General features: G+C 72.4%; 20 protein-coding genes and 1 tRNA gene. 19 read left to right on the plus strand and 2 right to left on the minus strand.

The window, feature by feature from the left end; genetic code table 11:
• Positions 1 to 83: 83 nt before the first annotated feature.
• A complete protein-coding gene (locus tag ACIBSV_RS41665) occupies positions 84 to 1,790 on the minus strand; it encodes a proline--tRNA ligase (RefSeq protein ID WP_395872676.1) in 1,707 nt (568 codons plus the stop codon).
• A gap of 264 nt (positions 1,791 to 2,054) precedes the next feature.
• Between ACIBSV_RS41665 and rpsP the strand changes: the two genes are divergently transcribed.
• From rpsP to ACIBSV_RS41755, 18 genes are all read left to right on the plus strand, one after another.
• Positions 2,055 to 2,522, plus strand: a complete 468-nt coding sequence (rpsP, locus tag ACIBSV_RS41670; RefSeq protein ID WP_360310613.1) for a 30S ribosomal protein S16 — start codon at positions 2,055 to 2,057, stop codon at positions 2,520 to 2,522.
• Positions 2,523 to 2,524: 2 nt separating this feature from the next.
• Positions 2,525 to 2,764, plus strand: coding sequence for an RNA-binding protein (locus ACIBSV_RS41675; RefSeq protein WP_020553237.1), 240 nt, complete (start codon positions 2,525 to 2,527; stop codon positions 2,762 to 2,764).
• A 150-nt stretch (positions 2,765 to 2,914) separates the two neighbouring features.
• Positions 2,915 to 3,622 (plus strand): ribosome maturation factor RimM, encoded by a 708-nt coding sequence (gene rimM / locus ACIBSV_RS41680; protein WP_395872678.1) that lies wholly within the window; start codon positions 2,915 to 2,917, stop codon positions 3,620 to 3,622.
• A complete protein-coding gene (gene trmD / locus ACIBSV_RS41685; RefSeq protein ID WP_395872680.1) occupies positions 3,619 to 4,437 on the plus strand; it encodes a tRNA (guanosine(37)-N1)-methyltransferase TrmD in 819 nt (272 codons plus the stop codon). The genes rimM and trmD overlap by 4 nt, the downstream gene beginning before the upstream one ends.
• A 153-nt stretch (positions 4,438 to 4,590) precedes the next feature.
• Entirely contained in the window at positions 4,591 to 4,950 is a 360-nt protein-coding gene (rplS, locus tag ACIBSV_RS41690) for a 50S ribosomal protein L19 (protein ID WP_395872682.1), read from the plus strand.
• A 65-nt stretch (positions 4,951 to 5,015) separates the two neighbouring features.
• On the plus strand, positions 5,016 to 6,080 hold the full coding sequence (gene lepB / locus ACIBSV_RS41695) for a signal peptidase I (protein WP_395872684.1): 1,065 nt from the start codon (positions 5,016 to 5,018) through the stop codon (positions 6,078 to 6,080).
• Positions 6,073 to 7,221 (plus strand): signal peptidase I, encoded by a 1,149-nt coding sequence (gene lepB, locus ACIBSV_RS41700; RefSeq protein ID WP_395872686.1) that lies wholly within the window; start codon positions 6,073 to 6,075, stop codon positions 7,219 to 7,221. Before lepB (ACIBSV_RS41695) ends, lepB (ACIBSV_RS41700) begins: the two co-directional genes overlap by 8 nt.
• 140 nt (positions 7,222 to 7,361) lie before the next feature.
• Complete coding sequence (gene lepB / locus ACIBSV_RS41705; RefSeq protein WP_395872688.1) at positions 7,362 to 8,384, plus strand: signal peptidase I; 1,023 nt, start codon at positions 7,362 to 7,364, stop codon at positions 8,382 to 8,384.
• An 85-nt stretch (positions 8,385 to 8,469) separates the two neighbouring features.
• Positions 8,470 to 9,039: an NUDIX hydrolase gene (locus tag ACIBSV_RS41710; RefSeq protein ID WP_395872690.1), complete on the plus strand. Its 570-nt coding sequence runs from the start codon at positions 8,470 to 8,472 to the stop codon at positions 9,037 to 9,039.
• A gap of 139 nt (positions 9,040 to 9,178) precedes the next feature.
• The gene (locus ACIBSV_RS41715; protein WP_395872691.1) at positions 9,179 to 9,505 is read left to right on the plus strand and encodes a DUF2469 domain-containing protein; all 327 of its coding nucleotides are present in this window, start codon (positions 9,179 to 9,181) and stop codon (positions 9,503 to 9,505) included.
• A gap of 117 nt (positions 9,506 to 9,622) precedes the next feature.
• Positions 9,623 to 10,126: a YraN family protein gene (locus ACIBSV_RS41720; protein WP_395872693.1), complete on the plus strand. Its 504-nt coding sequence runs from the start codon at positions 9,623 to 9,625 to the stop codon at positions 10,124 to 10,126.
• Between the two features lie 2 nt (positions 10,127 to 10,128).
• Positions 10,129 to 11,739 carry a YifB family Mg chelatase-like AAA ATPase gene (locus ACIBSV_RS41725; protein WP_395872695.1) on the plus strand — a complete coding sequence of 537 codons (1,611 nt, stop codon included), beginning with the start codon at positions 10,129 to 10,131 and terminating at the stop codon, positions 11,737 to 11,739.
• On the plus strand, positions 11,736 to 12,974 hold the full coding sequence (gene dprA / locus ACIBSV_RS41730) for a DNA-processing protein DprA (RefSeq protein WP_395872696.1): 1,239 nt from the start codon (positions 11,736 to 11,738) through the stop codon (positions 12,972 to 12,974). The genes ACIBSV_RS41725 and dprA overlap by 4 nt, the downstream gene beginning before the upstream one ends.
• Before the next feature lie 733 nt (positions 12,975 to 13,707).
• Positions 13,708 to 14,556, plus strand: coding sequence for an RNA polymerase sigma factor WhiG (whiG, locus tag ACIBSV_RS41735; protein WP_395872698.1), 849 nt, complete (start codon positions 13,708 to 13,710; stop codon positions 14,554 to 14,556).
• Between the two features lie 114 nt (positions 14,557 to 14,670).
• Positions 14,671 to 15,930 carry a deoxyguanosinetriphosphate triphosphohydrolase gene (locus ACIBSV_RS41740; RefSeq protein WP_395872700.1) on the plus strand — a complete coding sequence of 420 codons (1,260 nt, stop codon included), beginning with the start codon at positions 14,671 to 14,673 and terminating at the stop codon, positions 15,928 to 15,930.
• Between the two features lie 52 nt (positions 15,931 to 15,982).
• Positions 15,983 to 17,917, plus strand: coding sequence for a DNA primase (gene dnaG, locus ACIBSV_RS41745; protein WP_395872702.1), 1,935 nt, complete (start codon positions 15,983 to 15,985; stop codon positions 17,915 to 17,917).
• Positions 17,918 to 18,054: 137 nt separating this feature from the next.
• Positions 18,055 to 19,209: an RNA polymerase sigma factor gene (locus ACIBSV_RS41750; RefSeq protein ID WP_395872704.1), complete on the plus strand. Its 1,155-nt coding sequence runs from the start codon at positions 18,055 to 18,057 to the stop codon at positions 19,207 to 19,209.
• Between the two features lie 41 nt (positions 19,210 to 19,250).
• Complete coding sequence (locus tag ACIBSV_RS41755; RefSeq protein WP_395872705.1) at positions 19,251 to 20,723, plus strand: FGGY-family carbohydrate kinase; 1,473 nt, start codon at positions 19,251 to 19,253, stop codon at positions 20,721 to 20,723.
• A 146-nt stretch (positions 20,724 to 20,869) separates the two neighbouring features.
• On the opposite strand, the gene ACIBSV_RS41760 is transcribed toward ACIBSV_RS41755, so the two are convergent.
• Positions 20,870 to 21,169: a YtxH domain-containing protein gene (locus ACIBSV_RS41760; protein WP_395872707.1), complete on the minus strand. Its 300-nt coding sequence runs from the start codon at positions 21,167 to 21,169 to the stop codon at positions 20,870 to 20,872.
• A gap of 162 nt (positions 21,170 to 21,331) precedes the next feature.
• Between ACIBSV_RS41760 and ACIBSV_RS41765 the strand changes: the two genes are divergently transcribed.
• Positions 21,332 to 21,407 (plus strand) — tRNA-Asn (locus tag ACIBSV_RS41765).
• Positions 21,408 to 21,452 lie beyond the last annotated feature (45 nt).

Below are 21,452 nucleotides of genomic sequence, written 5' to 3' on the forward strand. Positions count from 1 at the left end.
ATCCGCGCGCGAGGCGGCACCCGCATGCGCGAGCGCCCCCGCCGGTCGACCCGGCGGGGGCGCTCGCACGATCGGGAACGGGGTCAGCTCGCGTCGAGGACCAGCTTGCGGACGTACTCGACCGCCTCGGCGACCGGGACCAGCGCCTTCTCACCGCTCGCGCGCGAGACGATCTCCACGTTGCCCTCGGCCAGGCTGCGCGCGCCGACGGTGACCCGGAACGGGATACCGACCAGCTCGATGTCCTTGAACTTCACCCCGGGACGCTCGGCGCGGTCGTCCAGGATCGTGTCCACCCGCTGCCGGACCAACTCGGTGTAGATCTCCTCGGCGGTGACGCGCGACTTCTCGTCGTCCACGTCGAGGAGCGCGACCGCGACCTCGAACGGTGCCACCGCGACCGGCCAGACGATGCCGTTCTTGTCGTGGTGCGTCTCCACGACCGCGGCCATCGCCCGCTCGACGCCGATGCCGTAGCTGCCCATGATCGGGGTGACCCGCTCGCCGTCCGCGCCCAGCACGTTCACGCCCAGCGCCTCGGTGTACTTGTAGCCGAGCTTGAAGATGTGGCCGATCTCGACGGTCTGCTCGACCTCCAGGCCGGTGCCGCACGCGGGGCACGGCTCGCCGGCCACCACCTCGCGCAGGTCGGCCCAGGTGCCCACGGCGATGTCCCGCTCGACGTCCACGCCGCGCACGTGCACCTTGTCGACGTTGGCGCCGGTCACCATGTCCCGACGACCGCGCAGCGCCTCGTCGGCCAGGATCGGCAGGTCGCTCACGCCGACCCCGCCCAGGCTGCCCGGGTACGCGCCGAGCGCGGCCTTGATCTCGTCCGCGGTGGCCGGGCGCACGTCGGTGGAGCCGGTGGTGTCGATCAGCTTCTGCTCGACCAGCGCGTGGTCGCCGCGCAACAGGGCCAGGGTCAGCCGCCCGCCGACCATGTAGACCAGCGTCTTGATCTGCCGGTCGGCCGGCACGCCGTGCGCCTTGGTCAGGTTCTCGATGGTCTTGATGCCGGGGGTGTCGAACCGCTCCGGCACGTCGAGCCCGGCACCGTCCTCGATCTCCGCGAGCCGCGAGGTCGCCTTCTCGACGTTGGCCGCGTAGTCGCAGTTCGGACAGTGCACGACGAGGTCCTCGCCGGCCGTCGACGGGCACATGAACTCGGTCGAGCCGCTGCCGCCCATGGTGCCGCTGGACGCCTGCACCGCGATCGCCGGGATGCCCAGCCGCTGGAAGATCCGCACGTACGCCTGCCGGTGCGCCTCGAACGAGCGGTCCAGCCCCTCGGCGTCCAGGTCGAAGCTGTACGAGTCCTTCATGGTGAACTCGCGCACCCGGATCAGCCCGCTCTTGGGTCGCGGCTCGTCGCGGAACTTGGTCTGGAATTGGTACCAGGTCTGCGGCAGGTCGCGGTAGGAGCTGAGCTCGTGCGCGAGCGTGGTGAAGATCTCCTCGTGCGTCATGCCCAGCGCCAGGTCCGAGCCCTTGCGGTCCTTGAGCCGGAACATCTCGTCGCCCATGACCTCCCAGCGCCCGCTCTTCTGCCAGATCTCGGCCGGGTGCATGGTCGGCAGGACCATCTCCTGCGAGCCGATCCGGCTCATCTCCTCGCGGATGATCGTGATCACCTTCGCCCGCACCCGCACCGCGAGCGGCAGCAGCGAGTAGTGGCCGGCCATGAGCTGGCGGATGTACCCCGCGCGCACGAGCAGACGGTGGCTGACCGCGTCGGCGTCGGCGGGGTCCTGGCGGAGGGTGGGTACGTACAGTTCGGACCAACGCATGAGACCGTGGCGACCTAACGACTAGAAGAAGAGGGAGAAGGGCGATGCGGCTTGCATTCTAAAAGCCGCGCGGCCCTCGGCCGGTCGAATCGGTGCCCGGCTTTGGTCGGGGCCGGGATGTCTGGCAGAATGGCGAGCTGAGTACCCGGGGCATTGCCGGACCCTCTCTCCGCATGCTTACCGTGTCCACGATCAGCCGAGCCTCATGTCCCCACGTGAATGCCGGCTGTTCACCCACGTCAAGATGCAGGAGACACCACTCTCGTGGCAGTCAAGATCAAGCTGAAGCGCCTGGGCAAGATCCGTTCGCCCCACTACCGCATCGTCGTCGCCGACGCCCGCACCAAGCGTGACGGTCGGGCGATCGAGGAGATCGGTATCTACCACCCGATGGAGAACCCCTCGCGCATCGAGGTCGACTCCGAGCGGGCGCTCTACTGGCTGGGTGTCGGCGCGCAGCCGACCGAGCCGGTCGCGCACATCCTCAAGCTCACCGGCGACTGGCAGAAGCACAAGGGTCTGCCGGCCCCGGCCCCGCTGCTCGTCGCCGCGGAGAAGGCCGACAAGAAGTCGCTCTTCGAGGCCGCCGCCCGTGAGGCGATGGACGAGCCCAAGGACGGCGCCACCACGCCGAAGGCCAAGAAGGAGAAGAAGGTCGAGGCTGCCGCCGAGACCGAGACTCCGGCCGCCGAGGGCGAAGCCGCCGCCGAGACCGCCGCTGACGAGGGCTGACCATGCTCGAGGAAGCCCTCGAACATTTGGTCAAGGGCATCGTCGAGCATCCGGACGAGGTCAAGGTACGGGCGCGTAATCTTCGCCGCGGCCGCATTCTCGAGGTTCGGGTACATCCCGAAGACCTCGGGAAGGTCATCGGTCGAGGTGGTCGCACCGCGCGTGCGCTGCGCACCGTCGTGACCGCGCTCGGCGGCCGAGGAGTCCGCGTCGACCTCGTCGACGTCGACCAGGTTCGCTGACGTACCCGGACATCACGTCCAACCGGGAGCTGCCCGGCGGAATCCTCCGCCGGGCGGCTTCTTGGCATTTCCGCCTTCCCGGCGTTTTCCCCTCCTGCCCCGGGCATGAGGTCCCATCGGTCCCATCGGGCAGAGATTGAGGAGTCGCAGGTGCAGCTTGTGGTCGGCCGTATCGGCAAGGCACACGGCATCAAGGGCCAGGTGACCGTCGAGGTCCGTACCGACGAGCCGGAACTGCGGCTCGCGCCGGGTGCGGTGCTGATGACGGACCCTCCCTCGGTCGGCCCGCTGACCATCGCCGACGGCCGGGTGCACAGCGGCCGGCTGCTGCTCACCATCGAGGGCGTGACCACCCGCAGCGACGCCGAGGCGCTGCGCAACACCCTGCTGATCGCCGAGGTCGACCCCGAGGAACTCCCCGAGGATCCCGAGGAGTACTACGACCACCAGCTCGTCGGACTCGACGTGTTCACCGCCGACGGCGAGGCGGTGGGCGAGCTGACCGAGGTCGTGCACCTGCCGTCGCAGGACCTGCTCATGGTCCGCCGCTCGGACGGGCGCGAGGTGATGATCCCGTTCGTGCACCAGATCGTCCCGGAGATCGACCTGGAGAACCAGCGCGCGGTGATCACCCCGCCGCCGGGTCTGCTGGACGCGGAGAACGCGGTGCTCGCGGTGCCGGACCCGGAGGCGGGCGAGGCCGAGCCGGGCGAGCGCAAGCCGAGGAAGAGCAAGCCGAGGAAACTCACGGCCTCCGAGCGGGCCGAGGCGAAGGCGGCCCGGGCCGCGGCGAAGCCGGCGCCCGGCCCGAAGCCGGAGCCGGGGGCCGCGTCGGAGTCGGGGCAGGACCCCTCGTGAGGATCGACGTCGTCACGATCTTCCCCGAGTACCTCGCGCCGCTGGACGTCTCCCTGGTCGGCAAGGCGTGCGCCAAGGGGCTCATCGACGTACACCTGCACCAGTTGCGGGACTGGACGTTCGACGTGCACAAGACCGTCGACGACAGCCCGTACGGCGGCGGCCCCGGCATGGTGATGAAGCCCGAGCCGTGGGGGCTCGCGCTGGACGCGGTGCTGGAGCAGGGCCGCGGCGAGGCCGCCGCCGTGCCGCGGATGATCGTGCCGACCCCGTCCGGGCGCCCGTTCACCCAGGACCTCGCGGTCGAATTGGCCGACGAGCCCTGGCTGTTGTTCGCGCCCGCCCGGTACGAGGGCATCGACCGGCGGGTGTTGGACGAGGCGGCCACCCGGATGCGGGTGGACGAGGTGTCCATCGGCGACTACGTGCTCGCCGGCGGCGAGGTCGCCGTACTGGTCATGGTCGAGGCGGTGGCCCGACTGCTGCCCGGCGTGCTCGGCAACGCCGAGTCGCACCGGGACGACTCGTTCGCGCCCGGCGCGATGGCCAACCTGCTCGAGGGGCCGGTGTACACCAAGCCCGCGCAGTGGCGCGGTCGCGAGGTGCCGCCGATCACGGTGTCCGGGAACCACGGCGCGATCGCCCGGTGGCGGCGGGACGAGGCGCTGCGCCGGACCGCCGCACACCGGCCCGACCTGATCGCCAGGATCGATCCGGGAGCGGTGGACAAGAAGGACCGGGCCACCCTCGCCGAGCTCGGCTGGGTCGAGCGGGACGGCCGGTTTCAGCCGGCCGAGGCACCTGTGGCAGACTGAGACGCTGTTGCCATGTCCCGATCCGGACCGGGTTCCCCGGGAGTCGGACGGCACCCCTGCCACAGGGGGAGCGCCACTCGGGAGCGGCGACCCCACACCTGTGACCACGAAACCCGTGGGTGACCTGTGGCACCCACGAGAAAGCGACGCGAGATGAACAAGCTCGACCACATCGATGCCGCATCCCTGCGGGACGACGTCCCGGACTTCCGTCCCGGTGACACCCTCAAGGTGCACGTGCGAGTCATCGAAGGCAACAAGTCCCGCGTCCAGGTCTTCCAGGGCTTCGTGCTGCGTCGCCAGGGTGACGGCATCCGCGAGACCTTCACGGTCCGCAAGGTCAGCTACGGCGTCGGCGTGGAGCGCACCTTCCCGGTGCACACCCCGGTGATCGAGAAGATCGAGCTGGTCACCCGCGGCGCGGTCCGTCGCGCGAAGCTGTACTACATGCGCGACCTGCGCGGCAAGGCCGCGAAGATCAAGGAGAAGCGCACGGACCGTCCGAGCCGCTGACCCGTACGTTCCACCCGGGGTGCCTCGACCGTGTCGAGACGACCCGGACGCTAGGCTCGTTCGTGATGGACGACGCAGAGCAGAGCAAAGGCCGTGCCTCCACGGCGGAGGAATCCGCCGGTACCTCGTCCACCGAGGTCGTGGAGGCGCGGCCTTCGCGTGTCTCGGATCGGGCACGGAGCGCGGACGGCGACGGGAGCGGGCCCGAAGGGGCGGTCGCCACGGTCGCGGAGGCGGTCAACTCCCCGCATCCGGCGAAGGATTCGCCCGCGGAGCCGACTCGGGTGCCGGCCGCGGACCCGGAGCCCGCGGCGGCCGCCGACCTCGGCGCGGATCCGGTCGCGGAAGCCGACTCCGACGCCGATCCGGCGGTGCAGCGGGACGAGTCCGCGGATGCCGATGCCGATGCCGATGCCGACTCGGAGGACGAGGACGAGGAGGCGCCGCCCGCGCCGGGCCGGCGACGGATGCCCGCGTGGGTCGAACTGCCGCTGCTGGTCGCGGTCGCGATGGTGGTGGTGCTCGCGGTGAACTCGTGGGTGGCCCAGCCGTTTGTGATCCCCAGCGGTTCGATGGAGAACACCCTTCAGGTCGGCGACCGGGTCCTGGTCAACAAGCTGGCCTACGAGTTCGGCGACATCCGGCGCGGCGACATGATCGTCTTCGACGGGCGCGGCTCGTTCACTCCCGAGGACACCGACAAGCCCAACCCGGTGACCGGCGCGCTGCGCAAGCTCGGCGGGGTGTTCGGCTTCACGAACCCGGACGACAACGACTTCGTGAAGCGGGTGATCGGGATCGGCGGCGACGTGGTCAAGTGTTGCGACGCGCAGGGTCGGATCACCGTCAACGGGGTGCCGCTGGACGAGGGCGACTACCTGCATCCGGGCGACAAGCCCTCGGACTTCCCCTTCGAAGCCGAGGTGCCCAAGGGCAAGCTGTGGGTCATGGGCGACCACCGCAGCAACTCGGCCGACTCGCGCGATCACCTCGGCGAGCCCGGCGGCGGCATGGTGCCCGAGAGCCGGGTGATCGGGCGCGCGCAGTGGATCATCTGGCCGTTCGGCCGGATCCAGGGCACGGACCGGCCGAAGACGTTCGAGCGGTCGGACTTCGACCGTCGTGGGTAAGCGCGGCAAACCCAAGGGCGGCGCCCGCGCCGCCGGCCCCTCCGGGCCGAGCGCGGGCCGGGACGTCACCGGCGCCGCCGTCCCGCTCCCGGGGTCGGCCGGCGCGGTGGTGCTCGGCGAGGCCGAACCGGCACCCGTGGCGCCCGCGAGGCCCCCGGCACCCGCGGCACCGTCGGTGGAGACGGGCAGGCCCAAGCGCCGCCGCCGCGGCAGGCGTTCGCGGCGCAAGGACAAGGTGGTGCCGCTGTGGCGCGAGTTGCCGATGCTGGCGGTGATCGCGCTCGCGCTCGCGCTGCTCATCAAGACGTTCCTCGTGCAGGCGTTCTACATTCCGTCCGGTTCGATGGAGCACACCATCAACGTCGGCGACCGGGTGCTGGTGGACAAGTTCTCGCCGTGGTTCGGGTGGACTCCCGAACGCGGCGAGGTGGTGGTCTTCCGGGACCCGGGCGGGTGGTTGGGCAAGAAGAACTCGGACGATCCGCCGCCGGGACTCAAGCAGGTCAAGCAGGGCCTGGTGTTCGTGGGGATGCTCCCCTCGGACGACGAACAGGACCTGATCAAGCGGGTGATCGGGGTCGGCGGCGACACGGTTGCCTGCTGTGACCCCTCCGGTCGGATCACCGTCAACGGCGTCCCGCTGGACGAGCCCTACCTGTACAAGGGCAACGCACCCTCCGAGAAGAGGTTCAGCGTGACCGTGCCCAAGGGTCGGTTGTGGGTGATGGGCGACCATCGCGGTGATTCCGCCGACTCGCGGGCACATATGGATCGGCCCTATCAGGGCACGATCCCGGAGGGTGATGTGGTCGGTCGGGCATTCGTGGTGGCCTGGCCGTTCGGTCGGGCGCATCGACTGCCCGTTCCGGAGACGTTCGGGAACAAAGCCCTGTCGGTTGCGATTCTCCCGCCCACCCCGGTCGTTATGGGAATGGTGGGTGCGGTTCCGCTGGTCCTGCTACGCCGACGTGTACGCTCGCGCCGGCGCATGCCGGACCCTTGGGGTCGACATCGACCCGGCGACGTGCGCGGCACGGGTCGGAAATCATCAAGACAGAGCTGTGGGCAGCCGGTGGACAGCCCCGACCGGGTGCCGTCCGGCCTGCACGGGTACGAGGAGGCGCCGTGGGGGAAGTCGTGATCGGAGCGCGATCCGCTGGTGGAGACGACGATCGTGGGCGGGAGCCGCACGAGCGGCATCCGACCGACGCGCCGCACGATCCCGGAGCGCCACCGACCCAACCAACGAGCGGGGACGGGCCCACGCAGTCGCCCGATCTGGTGAAACGACCAGCAAACGGCGCCGCCCCCGACGCGGCGCCGATCTTCCCGCCGGCGGGCCCGACCCCCACCCCCGGCGGCGGCCCGGGCGACGGTTCGCCGCCCGACACGGACGGTCCCGGCGGGCCCGGCGGCTCCGGTGGATCGGACGAGCCGCAGGATTCCGGCGACGGCGAGGGTGCCTCGGACTCGGGCGAGCGGCGGAAGAAGAAGGGGTCGTTCTGGCGGGAACTGCCGCTGCTGCTGCTGATCGCCATCGTGTTGGCGCTGCTCATCAAGACCTTCCTGGTCCAGGCGTTCTCGATTCCCTCGGAGTCGATGGAGAACACCATCAAGGTCGGCGACCGGGTGCTGGTGAACAAGTTCTCGCCGTGGTTCGGCGCGGAGCCCGAGCGCGGTCAGGTCGTGGTCTTCCACGACCCGGGCAATTGGCTCCAGGAGGCCCCGAAGCAGTCCGACAACGCGGTGGTGCGCGGACTGCAGAAGGGCATGTCCTGGGTCGGCCTGATGCCGTCCGCGGACGAGAAGGACCTGATCAAGCGGGTGATCGGAGTCGGCGGCGACCGCGTGCAGTGTTGTGACGCGCAGGGCCGCCTGATGGTCAACGGCAAACCCTTGGACGAGAGCTCGTACCTCAAGAAGGGCGTGGCCCCGTCGACGAAGGTGTTCGACGTGACCGTGCCCAAGGGCCGGATCTGGCTGATGGGCGACAACCGCGACAACTCCTCCGACTCGCGCTATCACATGGACCAGCCGGGCAACGGGACGGTCGACAAGGACCAGGTGATCGGGCGCGCGTTCACCGTGGTGTGGCCGTTGAACCGGATCCACGGACTCGGGGTGCCGGGCACGTTCGATCAGCCCGGTCTCGGGCTCGACGTGATCGGCGGTACGCCGATGGCGGCCGGGCTGATCGGGGCCGTGCCGCTGGTGTTGTGGCGGCGGCACCGTCGGGCCGGGGCGGACGACGCGTCGGACGCGCGGGTGAGCACGCGCGATCCCTCGGGAGCGCCGCCCACCTGAGCGTGGGCCCTCGCGCACGGCCGGGTCGCTCGGGAATCCTTCTCCCGGGCGACCCGGCCGTACGCGTTCGGGGCACAATCCGTGGATGACGACTCAACCCGTGTCATGGCCCGGAGATGTGCCCGAGCCGGTTCCGGACTACCCCGCCGACCTGGCTCCCGACCTGGAACGCCGCGCCGTGCGTGTGGTGCTGCTCGACCCCGACGATCGGGTGCTGCTCTTTCGCACCCACGTCCCCGAATCCGATCCGCAGCACTGGTACGACCTGCCGGGCGGCGGCCTGGACCCCGGCGAGAGCTACGTGGACGCGGCGGTCCGGGAGATCCTGGAGGAGACCGGCCTGCGGATCGCGCCCGCGGATGTGGGCCCGCCCACCTGGCGGCGGAGTGTGACCTGGGTGCGACCGGGGCATCGGCGGGTGCAGCACGAGTTCGTGGTGCTGGTGCGGATCGCCGAGCGTACGCCGAAGGTCTGCGAGGATCGGTCGCTCTGGACGGCCGACGAATTGGCCGAGTACCAGGAGGCGGTGTGGTGGACGCCGGCCGAGATCGCGGCGGCTCCGGCACGGTTTTATCCGGGACGACTGCCCGAGTTGTTGCCCGCCTTCCTGGCCGGCGAATTGATCGACGAGCCGTTCGAGCGCTGGAACGGCTGAGCCGCGCCGGGCGGCCGGGATCTGCGGATCCGGGCCGAACGGCTGCTCCCGGACGGTTGTGCCATGGTGCGCCGGTGGCCACGTGGGTCGCCGGTACACAATGGGAGACGTCAGCGAAGCGCAGGAGCGAGGGGCGCGCATGAGTGCGGAAGATCTCGAAAAGTACGAGACCGAGATGGAGCTGCAGCTCTACCGCGAGTACCGCGACGTCGTGGGTCTCTTCAAGTACGTCATCGAGACGGAAAGGCGCTTCTACCTCACCAACCAGTACGAACTGCACGTGAGGTCGGCCGACGGGGAGGTCTTCTTCGAGTTGTCCATGGCGGACGCGTGGGTGTGGGACATGTATCGACCTGCGCGATTCGTGAAGAATGTCCGCGTCCTTACCTTCAAGGACGTCAACGTCGAGGAACTGACCAAGAGCGAGTTCGAGATGCCCGCGGGCAACGAAGGGTTCGGCAACTGAGCGAACCCGCACACCCGCGAGGGCGGCGTCCACAGCGGCCGAGTTGTGCACAGGCGGACGCGGAACGACTCTCGACCACCTCCGGTTCCGGCACCGTCGGGGCCGGAGGTGGTCGTTGTGCGGACCGATGCGGCCGGCGGCGAGGACCGGGGCGAACAGCCCCGGGGTGCGGGACACCCGGACGCCGGGACCCCGAGTGCGGGAGATCCGGGCGCGGATGGCCGGGGCGCGCGGAGCCGGGGTGCGCCGGGCCGGCAGTCGCGGAACACCGCCGTGGGGCGGTACGGCGAACGGGTCGCCGCCCGGTTTCTGGCCGAGGCCGGGATGGCCGTCCTGGACCGGAACTGGCGCTGTCGTGACGGCGAGATCGACATCGTCGCGCGGGACGGGCCCACGCTCGTGGTGTGCGAGGTCAAGACCCGGCGCGCGGGCGGCTTCGAGCATCCCTTGGAGGCGGTCGGCGCGGTCAAGGCGCGGCGACTGCGGGTGCTCGCGGAGCGCTGGCTGCTCGCCCATCCGCTCGGCGGCCCGCCGGGGCGCGAGGTGCGCATCGACCTGGTCGCGGTGGTCCCGGCCGAGCGCGGGGCGGCCCTGGTCGAGCACATCCGAGGGGTGGGCTGAGCATGGGCTTCGCACGCACACGCTCGGTCACCCTGCTCGGTGTGGACGGCGTGGTGGTGGAGGTTCAGGCCGACCTGGAGCCGGGGGTGACCACCTTCACGCTGGTGGGCCTGCCCGACAAGACCCTGGTGGAGTCGAAGGAGCGGGTCCGCGCCGCGCTCGTCAACAGCGGTGAGGAGTGGCCGCAGCGGCGGCTCACGGTGGGCCTGTCGCCCGCGACCGTGCCCAAGACCGGCTCCGGGTTCGACCTGCCGATCGCGGCCGCCGTGCTGGCCGCGGCGGGCGTGCTCGACCCCCGCGCGATCGAGGACCTGGTGATGGTCGGCGAACTGGGCCTGGACGGGCGCCTGCGGCCGGTGCGCGGGGTGCTGCCGGCGGTGATGGCCGCCGCCGCGGCCGGCTGCGGGCGGGTCGTGGTGCCCGCCGTGGTGGCCTGCGAGGCCGAATTGGTGCCCGGGATCACCGTGTGCGGGGTGACCTCGCTGCGGCACCTGCTCGCGCTGCTGCGGGGCGAGCCGGTGCCGGTCGAGGAGCGGGCGGTGGCCGACATCGGCCTTGGCCCGGACCCGTTGGCCGTGGTCGGCACCCTGGCCGCCGGTCCCGCGCCGGCCGGTGCGCAGCCGGCCGACCTGGCCGACGTCGCCGGACAGGGCCGGGCCCGCCGGGCCCTGGAGGTGTGCGCGGCGGGCGGACACCACCTGTTCCTGCTCGGCAGCCCGGGAGCGGGCAAGACGATGCTGGCCGAACGGCTGCCCGGGATCCTGCCCGCGCTGGATGGTCCGGCCTCGCTCGAGGTCAGCGCGGTGCACTCGATCGCCGGCACCCTGCGCCCGGACCTGCCGCTGGTGACCGTGCCGCCGTTCTGCGCGCCGCACCACAGCGCCACGATGCCCGCCATCGTGGGCGGCGGCAACGGCCTGCCGCGCCCGGGCGCGGTGTCCCTGGCCCATCGCGGCGTGCTCTTTCTGGACGAGAGCCCGGAGTTCAGCGGGCGGGTGTTGGACGCGCTGCGCCAGCCGCTGGAGTCCGGCACGGTCACCGTGGCGCGCAGCGGCGGGATGTTGTGCTTCCCGGCGCGGTTCCTGCTGGTGATGGCCGCCAACCCGTGCCCGTGCGGGCGGTTCTCCGGGCGCGGCCTGGACTGCACGTGCTCGGTGCTGATGCGGCACAAGTACCTGTCCCGGCTGTCCGGGCCGCTGATGGACCGGATCGACGTACGGGTGACCGTGGACGCGGTCTCCCGGGCCGAGCTGTTCGCGCCGGAGGGGACGGGGGAGCGGTCCGAGGTGGTGGCCGCGCGGGTGCTCGCGGCCCGGGAGCGGGCCGCGCGGCGGCTGGCCGGGACCGGGTGGGCGGTCAACGCCGAGGTGCCCGGACGCGAGCTGCGCACCCGCTGGAGCATCGAGCCGGACGCGCTGGACCGGGCCGCCCGGGACATGGAGCGCGGCCTGCTCACCGCCCGGGGCCTGGATCGGGTCCTGCGGGTCGCCTGGACCGTCGCCGACCTGCGCGGGCACGAGCGGCCGGGCCGGGACGACGTGGACGCGGCGCTGGAGCTGCGGACCGGGATCGTCCGGGGCGACTCGGCCGGCGACGACGGGCCCGCCCGGTGACCGGGCCGGACCCGCTGCCGTGGGGCGACGCGGACCCGGCGGTCCGGGCGGCCCGAGCCGAGGCAGCCCAGGCAGCCCAGGCAGCCCAGGCGGTCCCGGTCGGCGCGGACGTGGCGGACGGCGAGGACGAGCGGGTGGCCCGGGCCGCGTTGACCCGCCTGGTGGAGCCGGGTGACGCGGCGTTCGGCCGCGCGGTGCGCGTGCACGGCGCCGCACGGCTGCTGCGCGACCTGTGCGGGCCCGGACCGCTGCCGGTGGAGCTGGCCCGGCGGGATCCGGCGGGCTACCGGGTCCGGCTGGGCGGCCACGACCCGCGGGCGGACCTGGCCCGGATCGCCGGGCTCGGCGGCGCCTTCGTGGCTCCGGGCGATCCGGGCTGGCCCAGCCAGCTCGACGACCTCGGGGACGCCCGGCCGCTGGGCCTGTGGGTCCGCGGCGCGGCACCGCTGCGGCTCGCCGCGCTGCGCTCGGTGGCGGTCGTGGGCGCGCGGGCGTGCACCGACTACGGCGCGCACGTGGCCGCGACCCTGGCCGCCGACCTGGCCGAGGCGGGCTGGACGGTGGTCTCCGGCGGCGCCTACGGCGTGGACGCCGCCGCGCACCGGGGCGCGCTGGTGGTGGCCGGGCGTACCGTCGCGGTGCTCGCGTGCGGGATCGACGTGAACTATCCGCGCGGCCACGAGCGGCTGCTCGCGCGGATCGCCGAGGAGGGCACGCTGGTCACCGAGCTGCCGCCGGGCGCGCACCCGACCCGGTACCGCTTCGTCGAGCGCAACCGGGTGATCGCCGCGCTGACCAGGGGCACCGTGGTGGTCGAGGCGGCGCTGCGCAGCGGTGCGCTGATCAGCGCGCGTCGGGCGGCGCGGCTGGGGCGCCGGGTGATGGGCGTGCCGGGGCCGATCGGCTCGCCGAGTTCGGCCGGGGTGCACGCGCTGCTGCGCGAGCCGGGATCGGTGCTGGTGACCCGGGCGGCCGAGGTGATCGAGGAGGTGGGGCTGATCGGCGACGACCTCGCACCGGTGTTGGCCGGTCCGGCCCGGCCGGGGGACGACCTGGCGCCCGAGACGCGTCGGATCCTGGAGACGGTGCCGACCCACGACACGCTGTCCACGGCGCTGATCGCCCGCGAGGCCGGCGTCGCGCCCGCCGCCACCCGCCGCCACCTCGACGTCCTGGCGGGCCGGGAACTGGTCGATCGCACCTCGAAGGGGTGGCGTCGCCGTGGCGGTGCTTGACCTGGGGCGGCAGTGATCATCACCGTGAGGGGAGGCCCAATCGAGGAGGTGCCATACCCCGTGACCGACGAGAGCGCGGCCGAGGAGAGCGGCCCCGACCGGATCGCCCCGCCGCCGGTCGGACCCGCCCGAAGGACGGAGCGTGATCCGGCCCACCGGCTCGCCCGCCGGCCGCGCGCCCGGCACGCCGCCACAACCGGCCGGCTCGAACGCGCGTACCCGACCGGTACCGGCCCGGCGTGCGACGACACGCCCGTACCGGCCCACGACCTCGCGGATTCGCCGGCTCCCGGACAGCGCCACGGCGCGGCGGGTGCGCCCGTCCGGGCCGGCGCGTTCGGCGCCGGCCCCGGGTGCGCCATGGCGCACCCGCCCGGCACACGCGGGCGGGCACGCGCGCTGCCCCGGGACCGGCGCCTCGCGCGCGCCCTCGGGCGGTGGATCACCGCCGGTGGGCGGCGGCACGCGGGCTCGATCGCGGGGCCCGCCGCCCGGCGGATCGCCCCCGGGCCGCGTGCGCCCCGCCCGAAGCCGCGAAGGCGCCGGGCAGCCGCTCCCGCGACCCCGCCCGAGACCGCGCACCACGATCCGCGCGAGCTCGGCCGCACCGCCGTGAGCCGGCCGATCGGGGCCGGACCCGATCTTCGTAGCGCTCGGCACTCGCCAGGTCACGCTACGCTCGCGAATACCCAGATTTGCACGCACGTCTCCGTGGAACGACACAAGGCCACGCATGCCCAAGCAAACCCCAGGGCGTAAGAGCGCCACCGCGGCCGGCTCCCAGGACGGACCGGCCGTCACCGTCGAGGACGGTGGCGCTTCCAACCGCGCGCTCGAGAACCTCTGGAGCGACTTCAAGCGCTCGGGGGATCCCACCCTGCGGGAACGCCTCATCCTGAATTACTCGCCGCTCGTGAAGTACGTCGCCGGGCGGGTCGGCGTCGGACTTCCGGCCAACGTGGACCAGGCCGACTTCGTCTCGTACGGGATGTTCGGCCTGATCGACGCGATCGAGAAGTTCGACCTCGACCGCGCGATCAAGTTCGAGACCTACGCGATCAGCCGCATCCGAGGCGCGATCATCGACGAACTGCGCGCGCTGGACTGGATTCCCCGGTCCGTGCGGCAGAAGGCCCGCGCGGTCGAACTGGCCTACGCGGGCCTGGAGGCCAAGCTCAACCGCACGCCCTCGGAGGTCGAGGTCGCCCGCGAGATGGGCATCGCGCTGGAGGACCTGCACGCGATCTTCAGCCAGCTCTCGCTGATCAACGTGATGGCCCTGGACGAACTCCTGCACACCGGCCAGGACGGCGGCGACCGGCTCAGCCTGGTGGACACGCTGGAGGACACCACCGCCGACGACCCGGTCGAGGTGGCCGAGAGCCGCGAGATGCGGCACTTGCTCGCCCGGGCGGTCAACGCGCTGCCGGAACGGGAGAAGACCGTGGTGACGCTCTACTACTTCGAGGGCCTGACCCTGTCCCAGATCGGCCAGGTGCTCGGGGTCACCGAGAGCCGCACCTGCCAGATCCACACCAAGGCGGTGCTGCAACTGCGCGGCAAGTTGTCCGACGCGCGATGAAGGTTTCGCGCGTTGTTCGCGGTCCGGCCGTCGTCGGATGTCGGTGCGATTCCTTAATGTGGACAAGTGGACAGCAAATCGGCACGCACGGCGGCATCTCGAGCGGGACGACCGGTGACCGCGGATCGATCGATCCGCGGTCACTACGAACCCGAGGACCTGGCCCGATGGGTCCCCGAGCCCAACAAGCGGCCCGGGCGCACCGCGTTCGAACGCGATCGGGCCCGGGTGCTGCACTCGGCCGCGCTGCGCCGGCTCGCGGGCAAGACCCAGGTGGTGGTCCCCGGCGAGACCGCCGCCGCGGGCCAGGACAGCCCGCGGACCCGGCTGACGCACTCGCTCGAATGCGCCCAGATCGGCCGTGAGCTGGGCCAGGCGCTGGGCTGCGATCCCGACCTGGTGGAGACCGCGTGCCTGGCGCACGACCTGGGCCACCCGCCGTTCGGGCACAACGGCGAGCGCGCCCTGGACGAGGCGGCCAAGAGTTGCGGCGGCTTCGAGGGCAACGCGCAGAGCCTGCGCCTGCTCACCCGGCTGGAACCCAAGACGTTCGGCCCCGACGGCCGCAGCGTGGGCCTGAACCTGACCCGCGCCGGACTGGACGCGGTGCTCAAGTACCCGTGGCCGCGCCGCTCGGACACCCACTCCTACGGCGCCTACGACGACGACCGCGCCGTGTTCGACTGGGTGCGCGGGAACGCCGACCCGAGCCGCCGCTGCCTGGAGGCCCAGGTGATGGACTGGTCGGACGATGTCGCCTACTCGGTGCACGACCTCGAGGACGCGGTCCAGTCGCATCGACTGGACCTGGTCCGGCTGCGCGACCCGGGCGAGCGGCGCGAGTTGCTCGACCTCACCGTGCGCCGCTACCGCCCCGACTGCGAGGCCGACGAACTCGGCGAGGCGCTGGACCGGCTGCTCGCGCTCGACTTCTGGCCGGCGGGCTACGACGGCTCGCGCCGAGCCCAGGCCCGGCTCAAGAACGCCACCAGCGGCCTGATCGGCCGCTTCTGCCTGGCCGCCGAGCACGCCACGCGCGAGTTGTACGGCACCGAGCCGGTCACCCGCTACGCCGCCGACCTGATCGTCCCGCGCGCGATCCGGCTCGAATGCGCGGTGCTCAAGGCGGTCACCGCGCGCTACGTGATGGCCCGCGAGGGTGCCGAGCGGCTGCGCGAACGACAGCGCGCGGTGCTCACCGAACTGGTCGAACTGCTGTCCGCCGACGCGCCGGAGAGCCTGGACGCGTCGCTGCGCGAGGACTGGGTCGAGGCCGTAGACGACGCGGCCCGGCTGCGCGTGGTGATCGACCAGGTGGCCTCGCTCACCGACCGCGCCGCGATCACCCTGCACGCGGCGCTGAGCGCGCGGTGACCGCGCCGGTCGCCGCCCACGCCCGTCCGGTCGACCCGTAGACTCGACGATCGTGGCCGGCCGTATCCGTGAGGAAGACGTCAGGCGGGTCCGCGAGACGGCACGCATCGCGGAGATCGCCGAACAACACCTGCAACTCCGCAACGCGGGCGGAGGAAACTTCAAGGGGCTGTGCCCCTTCCACGACGAGAAGTCCCCGTCCTTCCAGGTCAGCCCGGCGAAGAACCTCTGGTACTGCTTCGGCTGCGGCGAGGGCGGCGACGTGCTCGACTTCGTCATGCGCCTGGACCACACCACGTTCTCGGAGACCGTGGAGCGACTCGCGCAGCAGTACGGCATCGAGCTTCGCTACGAGGAGGGGGGCTACACCCCCGGCCGTCAGCAGGGCCGGCGCACCCGCCTGGTCGAGGCGCACAAGATCGCCGCGCGCTGGTTCGCCGACCAACTCGCCGGCCCCGAGGCGGAGACCGCCCGCCGCTTCCTCGCCGACCGCGGCTTCGAACAGGACGCCGCCGAACACTTCTCGCTCGGGTACGCGCCCAAGGGCTGGGAGAACCTGGTGCGATTCCTGCGCGGCAAGGGCTTCACCCCGCAGGAGATGCTGGAGGGTGGCCTGGCCAGCGAGGGTCGCAACGGTCCGATGGACCGCTTCCGGGGCCGGCTGATCTGGCCGATCCGCGACATCACCGGCGACGTGATCGGCTTCGGAGCGCGCAAGCTCTACGACGACGACAACGGTCCCAAATACCTGAACACCCCCGAGACGCCGATCTACAAGAAGTCCCAGGTGCTCTACGGACTCGACCTGGCCAAGAAGGAGATCGCCAAGTCCGGCCGGGCGGTCATCGTCGAGGGCTACACCGACGTGATGGCCTGCCACCTCGCCGGCGCCGGAACCGCGATCGCCACATGCGGCACGTCCTTCGGCGACGAGCACATCAAGGTGCTGCGCCGGCTGCTGATGGACTCCGGCGAGTTCCGCGGCGAGGTGATCTTCACCTTCGACGGCGACGCGGCGGGCCAAAAGGCCGCGCTGCGCGCGTTCGAGGAGGACCAGAAGTTCGTCACCCGCACCTTCGTCGCGGTCGAGCCGGGCGGTCTGGATCCGTGCGACCTGCGCCTGGAGAAGGGCGACGAGGCCGTGCTCGGCCTGATCGACGCGCGCGTCCCACTCTTCGAGTTCGCCATCAAGAGCCGGATCGAGGGCCACGACCTGTCCACCGCCGAGGGCCGGGTGGCCGCGCTGGACGCCGCCGCGCCGGTCATCGCGGGCATCAAGGACCAGGCCCTGCGGCACACCTACGCGGTCCGGCTCGACTCGATGCTCGGCTTCCTGGACGAGCGGTTCGTGGTCGGCCGGGTCGCCCAGATCAACCGGTGGCAGCGCGAGCGCGCCGCGCGCGGCGAACGCGGCACGGGCCCGGGCCAGGCGCCCCCGCAGTCCGGCCGACCGGCCCAGACCCCGCAACGACCCGCCGGCTTCCGGCCGGACCCGCGAGACATGTGTCAGGCCGTGCAGCGCGAGGTGCTCAAGCTCGCGCTACAGGCTCCCGAGCTGGTGGCCCCGGCGTTCGACCACTACGAGGCCGACGAGTTCACCGCCCCGTCGTACGCGGCCGTCCGGGCCGCGATCGCGGCCGCCGGCGGCGTCTCCTGCGACCTCGCGCCGACCCCGAACTGGGTCGCCGAGGTGCGCGCCGCCGCACCCGACGACACCATCCGGCACATGGTCACCGAGTTGGCGGTGGAGAGCCTGCACCGCACCGCCGAACCGGACCGCGCCTACGCCGACGGCAACCTGGTCCGACTGCGGGTGTTCTCCGCCGAACGCCGGATCGCGGACGCCAAGTCCCGCCTGCTGCGCATCGATCCGGTCCGCGACGCCGACGCGTACGCGCTGGTCTGGCAGGAACTGACCACGCTGGAGACGTACAAGCGCGCGCTGGTCGACCGAGGCGCCGAGGCGCTGTACGCCCCCGGCGGCTGATTCGCCCGCCCGCCGGCCCGAAACCGCCCCGGCGGGGCCGGCACGCCACGTCGATCGCCGCGATCGCCCGTGCGCCGGGCGAGATTTCCGCGCCTGGCTCTCGGCTACAGGCCCCCTCGTACAGCAGACTGGGGAAGGTGCATCGGCACACCAGACGGGGGAAAACGCCCGGCGGCGACCCCGCCCACACGGATCGGACGGATGAGCCTGAACCGGGCCCGGCCACCGTCCTCACCCAGCACGCCACCCCAGGAACCGCGCCACCCGTGCCGGACGCGGCACCCGCACCGACCGCGGCCGCCGTGTCGCACACGGCCGAGCAGACCGCGGGAGCGGACACCGACGCCGAGTCGGACGACACTCCGCGGCCGGCCGAGTCCGGCGGCTCGTCCGCCGACCTGCTGCGCCAGTACCTGCGCGAGATCGGCCGAGTGCCGTTGCTGAGCGCCGCGGACGAGGTCGATCTGGCACGCCGGGTCGAGGCCGGCCTGTTCGCCGAGGAACGCCTGCTCGACGACCCGCCCGCCGACCCCGCCGCCCGCGACGCGCTGGCCACCCTGGTCCGCGACGGCGAGCGGGCCAAACGCCGCCTGATCGAGGCCAACCTGCGCCTGGTGGTCTCCATCGCCAAGCGCTATGTCGGCCGCGGCCTGGGCCTGCTCGACCTGGTCCAGGAGGGCAACCTGGGCCTGATCCGGGCGGTGGAGAAGTTCGACTACACCCGCGGCTACAAGTTCTCCACCTACGCGACCTGGTGGATTCGCCAGGCGATGAGCCGGGCGCTGGCCGACCAGGCCCGGACCATCCGGGTCCCGGTGCACGTGGTCGAGTTGATCAACCGGGTCATCCGGGTGCAGCGCCGGCTGTTGCAGGAGCGCGGCGAGGAGCCCACCGCGGAGGACGTCGGCGAGGTCCTCGACCTGACCGCCGAGCGGGTCACCGAGATCCTGCGGCTGGCCCAGGAGCCGGTGTCGTTGCACACACCCGTCGGCGAGGACGAGGTGCTCCTGGGCGACATCGTCGAGGACACCGACGCGACCTCCCCGGCCGAGGCCGCGGCATACCTGATGCTGCGCGAGCACCTGGAGGCGCTGCTGTCCACCCTGGGCGACCGGGAACGCCAGGTGGTGCAACTGCGCTACGGGCTCGCCGACGGCGAACCGCACACCCTGGAGGAGATCGGCCGGGTCTTCGGGGTGACCCGTGAGCGAATACGCCAGATCGAGTCGCGCACACTGTCCCGACTTCGCGAACGGTCGTACTCGGAGCAACTGCGAGGCTATCTCGACTGATCCCTACTGTTCCGAGGTTCGTCTGCTGTCAGAATTCGCCCATGCCGACAAGCCCGACACCCACCCTCGTCGCCGGGGTGCACTGCTCAGCGCGCCAGTTGCGCATCCTCGTCTGCGACGCCGCGAGCGGTACGCCCCTGCGCCAGGGGCGCGCCGCGTACGCCGAGGGCGCCGCGACCACGCCCGGCGCGTGGCTGCGGGCCTTCGGCGAGGCCGCGGCGGGCGGCCTCCTCGACGGCGTGGCGGCGATCGGGGTGGCCGCCCAGAACCACGGCGCCGTCCCGCTGGACGCGCAGGGCGTGGTACTCGGGCATCCGCTGCCCGGGGACGACCTCGGGGCCTCCGGGGCCGCCGCGGACCTCGTGGACGCGCTGGGCGGGCCGGGGGCGTGGACGGTCGCGACCGGATCGGTGCCCGGTTCGTCGTCGGCAATCGCCCAACTGCGGCGATTCGCCCGGTTCGAACCCGACGCGGTCACCCGGATCGCCTCCGTCCTGCTCCCGCACGACTGGGTCACCTGGCAACTGCTCGGCTGCCCGCCGGAGCCGGTCACCGACCGCGCGGACGCCTCGACGACCGGCTACTACGCCACCACCGGCGAGTGGCGTGAGGACCTGTTGCACCTGGCCATCGGCCGGGTCCCGCGCACGCCGCTCGTGCTGCCGCCGGGCGGCGCCGCCGGGCGCACCCCCGAAGGCGTGCTGGTCTCCGCCGGCACCGGCGCCGAGGCGGCCCTGGCGCTGGGCGCGGGGCTGTCCGACGGCGACGTGGTGGTGGCGATCGGCACCACCGGCACCGCCTTCGCACCGCACCCGGTGTCGGTGGCCGACCCGACCGGGGTGGTCGCTTCCTACGCGGACGCCACCGGGCGATACCTGCCACTGGTGCGCACCCTCAACGCGGCCCGGGTGCTGCGCGGCACCGCGTCGATGCTGGGACTGGACGCCGAGGAGTTCGACCGGGTCGCGCTGGAGTCCACCCCGGGCGCCGCCGGACTGGTGCTGCTGCCCTACCTCGAAGGCGAGCAGATCCCCGACCTGCCGCACGCGGCGGGCACGCTGACCGGGCTGCGCCGGGAGAGCATGACGCCGGCGTCGCTCGCCCGGGCGTCGGTGGAGGGCATGTTGTGCGGCATCTCGGACGCGCTGGACGTGCTGCGTGATCGGGACGTGGCGGTGGATCGGGTGATTCTGGTCGGCCCGGGCGCGCGCTCGGCCGCGGTGGCCACGATCGCGCCGGCGCTGCTCGGGTTGCCGACGGCGGTGCCCGCGGCGGCGCTCGCCGGGCGCTACGTGGCCCAGGGCGCGGCCCGGCAGGCCGCGTGGGCGCTGTTCGGCGTGCTCCCGGCGTGGCCCTCGGGGGTGGGTGTGTTCCCGGAACCGGGCGAGGAGGAACTGGCGCTCGGCGACGCGGTCCGGGCGCAGTATCGCGAGGTGCGTGATCGGCTGCACCCGGGCGCGGTGGCGCCGCCGCGCGAGGGTGCGGACGCGGGTGGGCGCCACCGCAGGGGGTGATCGGCCGGGGCGCCGACCGACGGATGGTCGGCCGGCGCCGGACAGGCCCGATCCGCGGCCCCGCCCGACCGATGCCACCGGCCGTCGCGGGTGCCGCGGGTACTGCGGCGACGCGGGTGCTTGCCCGCATCGGGCGCCTACGGGTACTACAGCCCCTGTCCGTAGCGCGGCGGCGTCACCGACGTGCCGTTCGTGCCGTGCCGGCCGAACCGGTCCGGCAGGTGCCGACCCACCCGCTCGGGCAGGTGCTCGCCGATCGCCCGACCGGCCTTGACGCCGGCCCCGCGGCCGAGTTCGGCCGCCGCGTGCCCGGCCTTCTGGGCGGGCGGGCTGCCCGCCACCGTGCCGGACAATTTCCGGATCTGCTCGTACCGCTCACGCCCGGCCTTCGCCCCCAGCACGTAGCCGATGGCGAGGCCGGTGACGAAGGTGAGCTTGTTGATCATGGTGTCCTCCGCGGTCGTGTGTCCCGCCCGTGCACGTCAGCGCCTACCCGGGCGCGGTGCGTAGGCAACCTGTGAGGTCCTACCGGAAAAACCCTGGTGCGGGCCACCCCTCGGAATGCGCTAATGTATTCCACGCAGCGACCGCCGAACGGTCCGACGCAATCCCGCATAGCTCAATTGGCAGAGCAGCCGGCTGTTAACCGGCAGGTTATTGGTTCGAGTCCAATTGCGGGAGCCACCGGAAGCGCCCACCAGGTTCACCTGGTGGGCGCTTCCGCGTTGC

It is taken from the genome of Embleya sp. NPDC050154 (assembly GCF_044460165.1).
Taxonomy (GTDB): Bacteria; Actinomycetota; Actinomycetes; order Streptomycetales; family Streptomycetaceae; genus Embleya.

What these genes read in the sequence shown, in the direction of transcription:
- ACIBSV_RS41665 (WP_395872676.1), bottom strand. Translation starts at nt 1,790, where the DNA reads ATGCGTTGGTCCGAACTGTACGTACCCACCCTCCGCCAGGACCCCGCC.
- ACIBSV_RS41675 (WP_020553237.1), top strand. Translation starts at nt 2,525, where the DNA reads ATGCTCGAGGAAGCCCTCGAACATTTGGTCAAGGGCATCGTCGAGCAT.
- rplS (WP_395872682.1), top strand. Translation starts at nt 4,591, where the DNA reads ATGAACAAGCTCGACCACATCGATGCCGCATCCCTGCGGGACGACGTC.
- lepB (WP_395872684.1), top strand. Translation starts at nt 5,016, where the DNA reads ATGGACGACGCAGAGCAGAGCAAAGGCCGTGCCTCCACGGCGGAGGAA.
- ACIBSV_RS41710 (WP_395872690.1), top strand. Translation starts at nt 8,470, where the DNA reads ATGACGACTCAACCCGTGTCATGGCCCGGAGATGTGCCCGAGCCGGTT.
- ACIBSV_RS41715 (WP_395872691.1), top strand. Translation starts at nt 9,179, where the DNA reads ATGAGTGCGGAAGATCTCGAAAAGTACGAGACCGAGATGGAGCTGCAG.
- ACIBSV_RS41725 (WP_395872695.1), top strand. Translation starts at nt 10,129, where the DNA reads ATGGGCTTCGCACGCACACGCTCGGTCACCCTGCTCGGTGTGGACGGC.
- whiG (WP_395872698.1), top strand. Translation starts at nt 13,708, where the DNA reads ATGCCCAAGCAAACCCCAGGGCGTAAGAGCGCCACCGCGGCCGGCTCC.
- ACIBSV_RS41755 (WP_395872705.1), top strand. Translation starts at nt 19,251, where the DNA reads ATGCCGACAAGCCCGACACCCACCCTCGTCGCCGGGGTGCACTGCTCA.
- ACIBSV_RS41760 (WP_395872707.1), bottom strand. Translation starts at nt 21,169, where the DNA reads ATGATCAACAAGCTCACCTTCGTCACCGGCCTCGCCATCGGCTACGTG.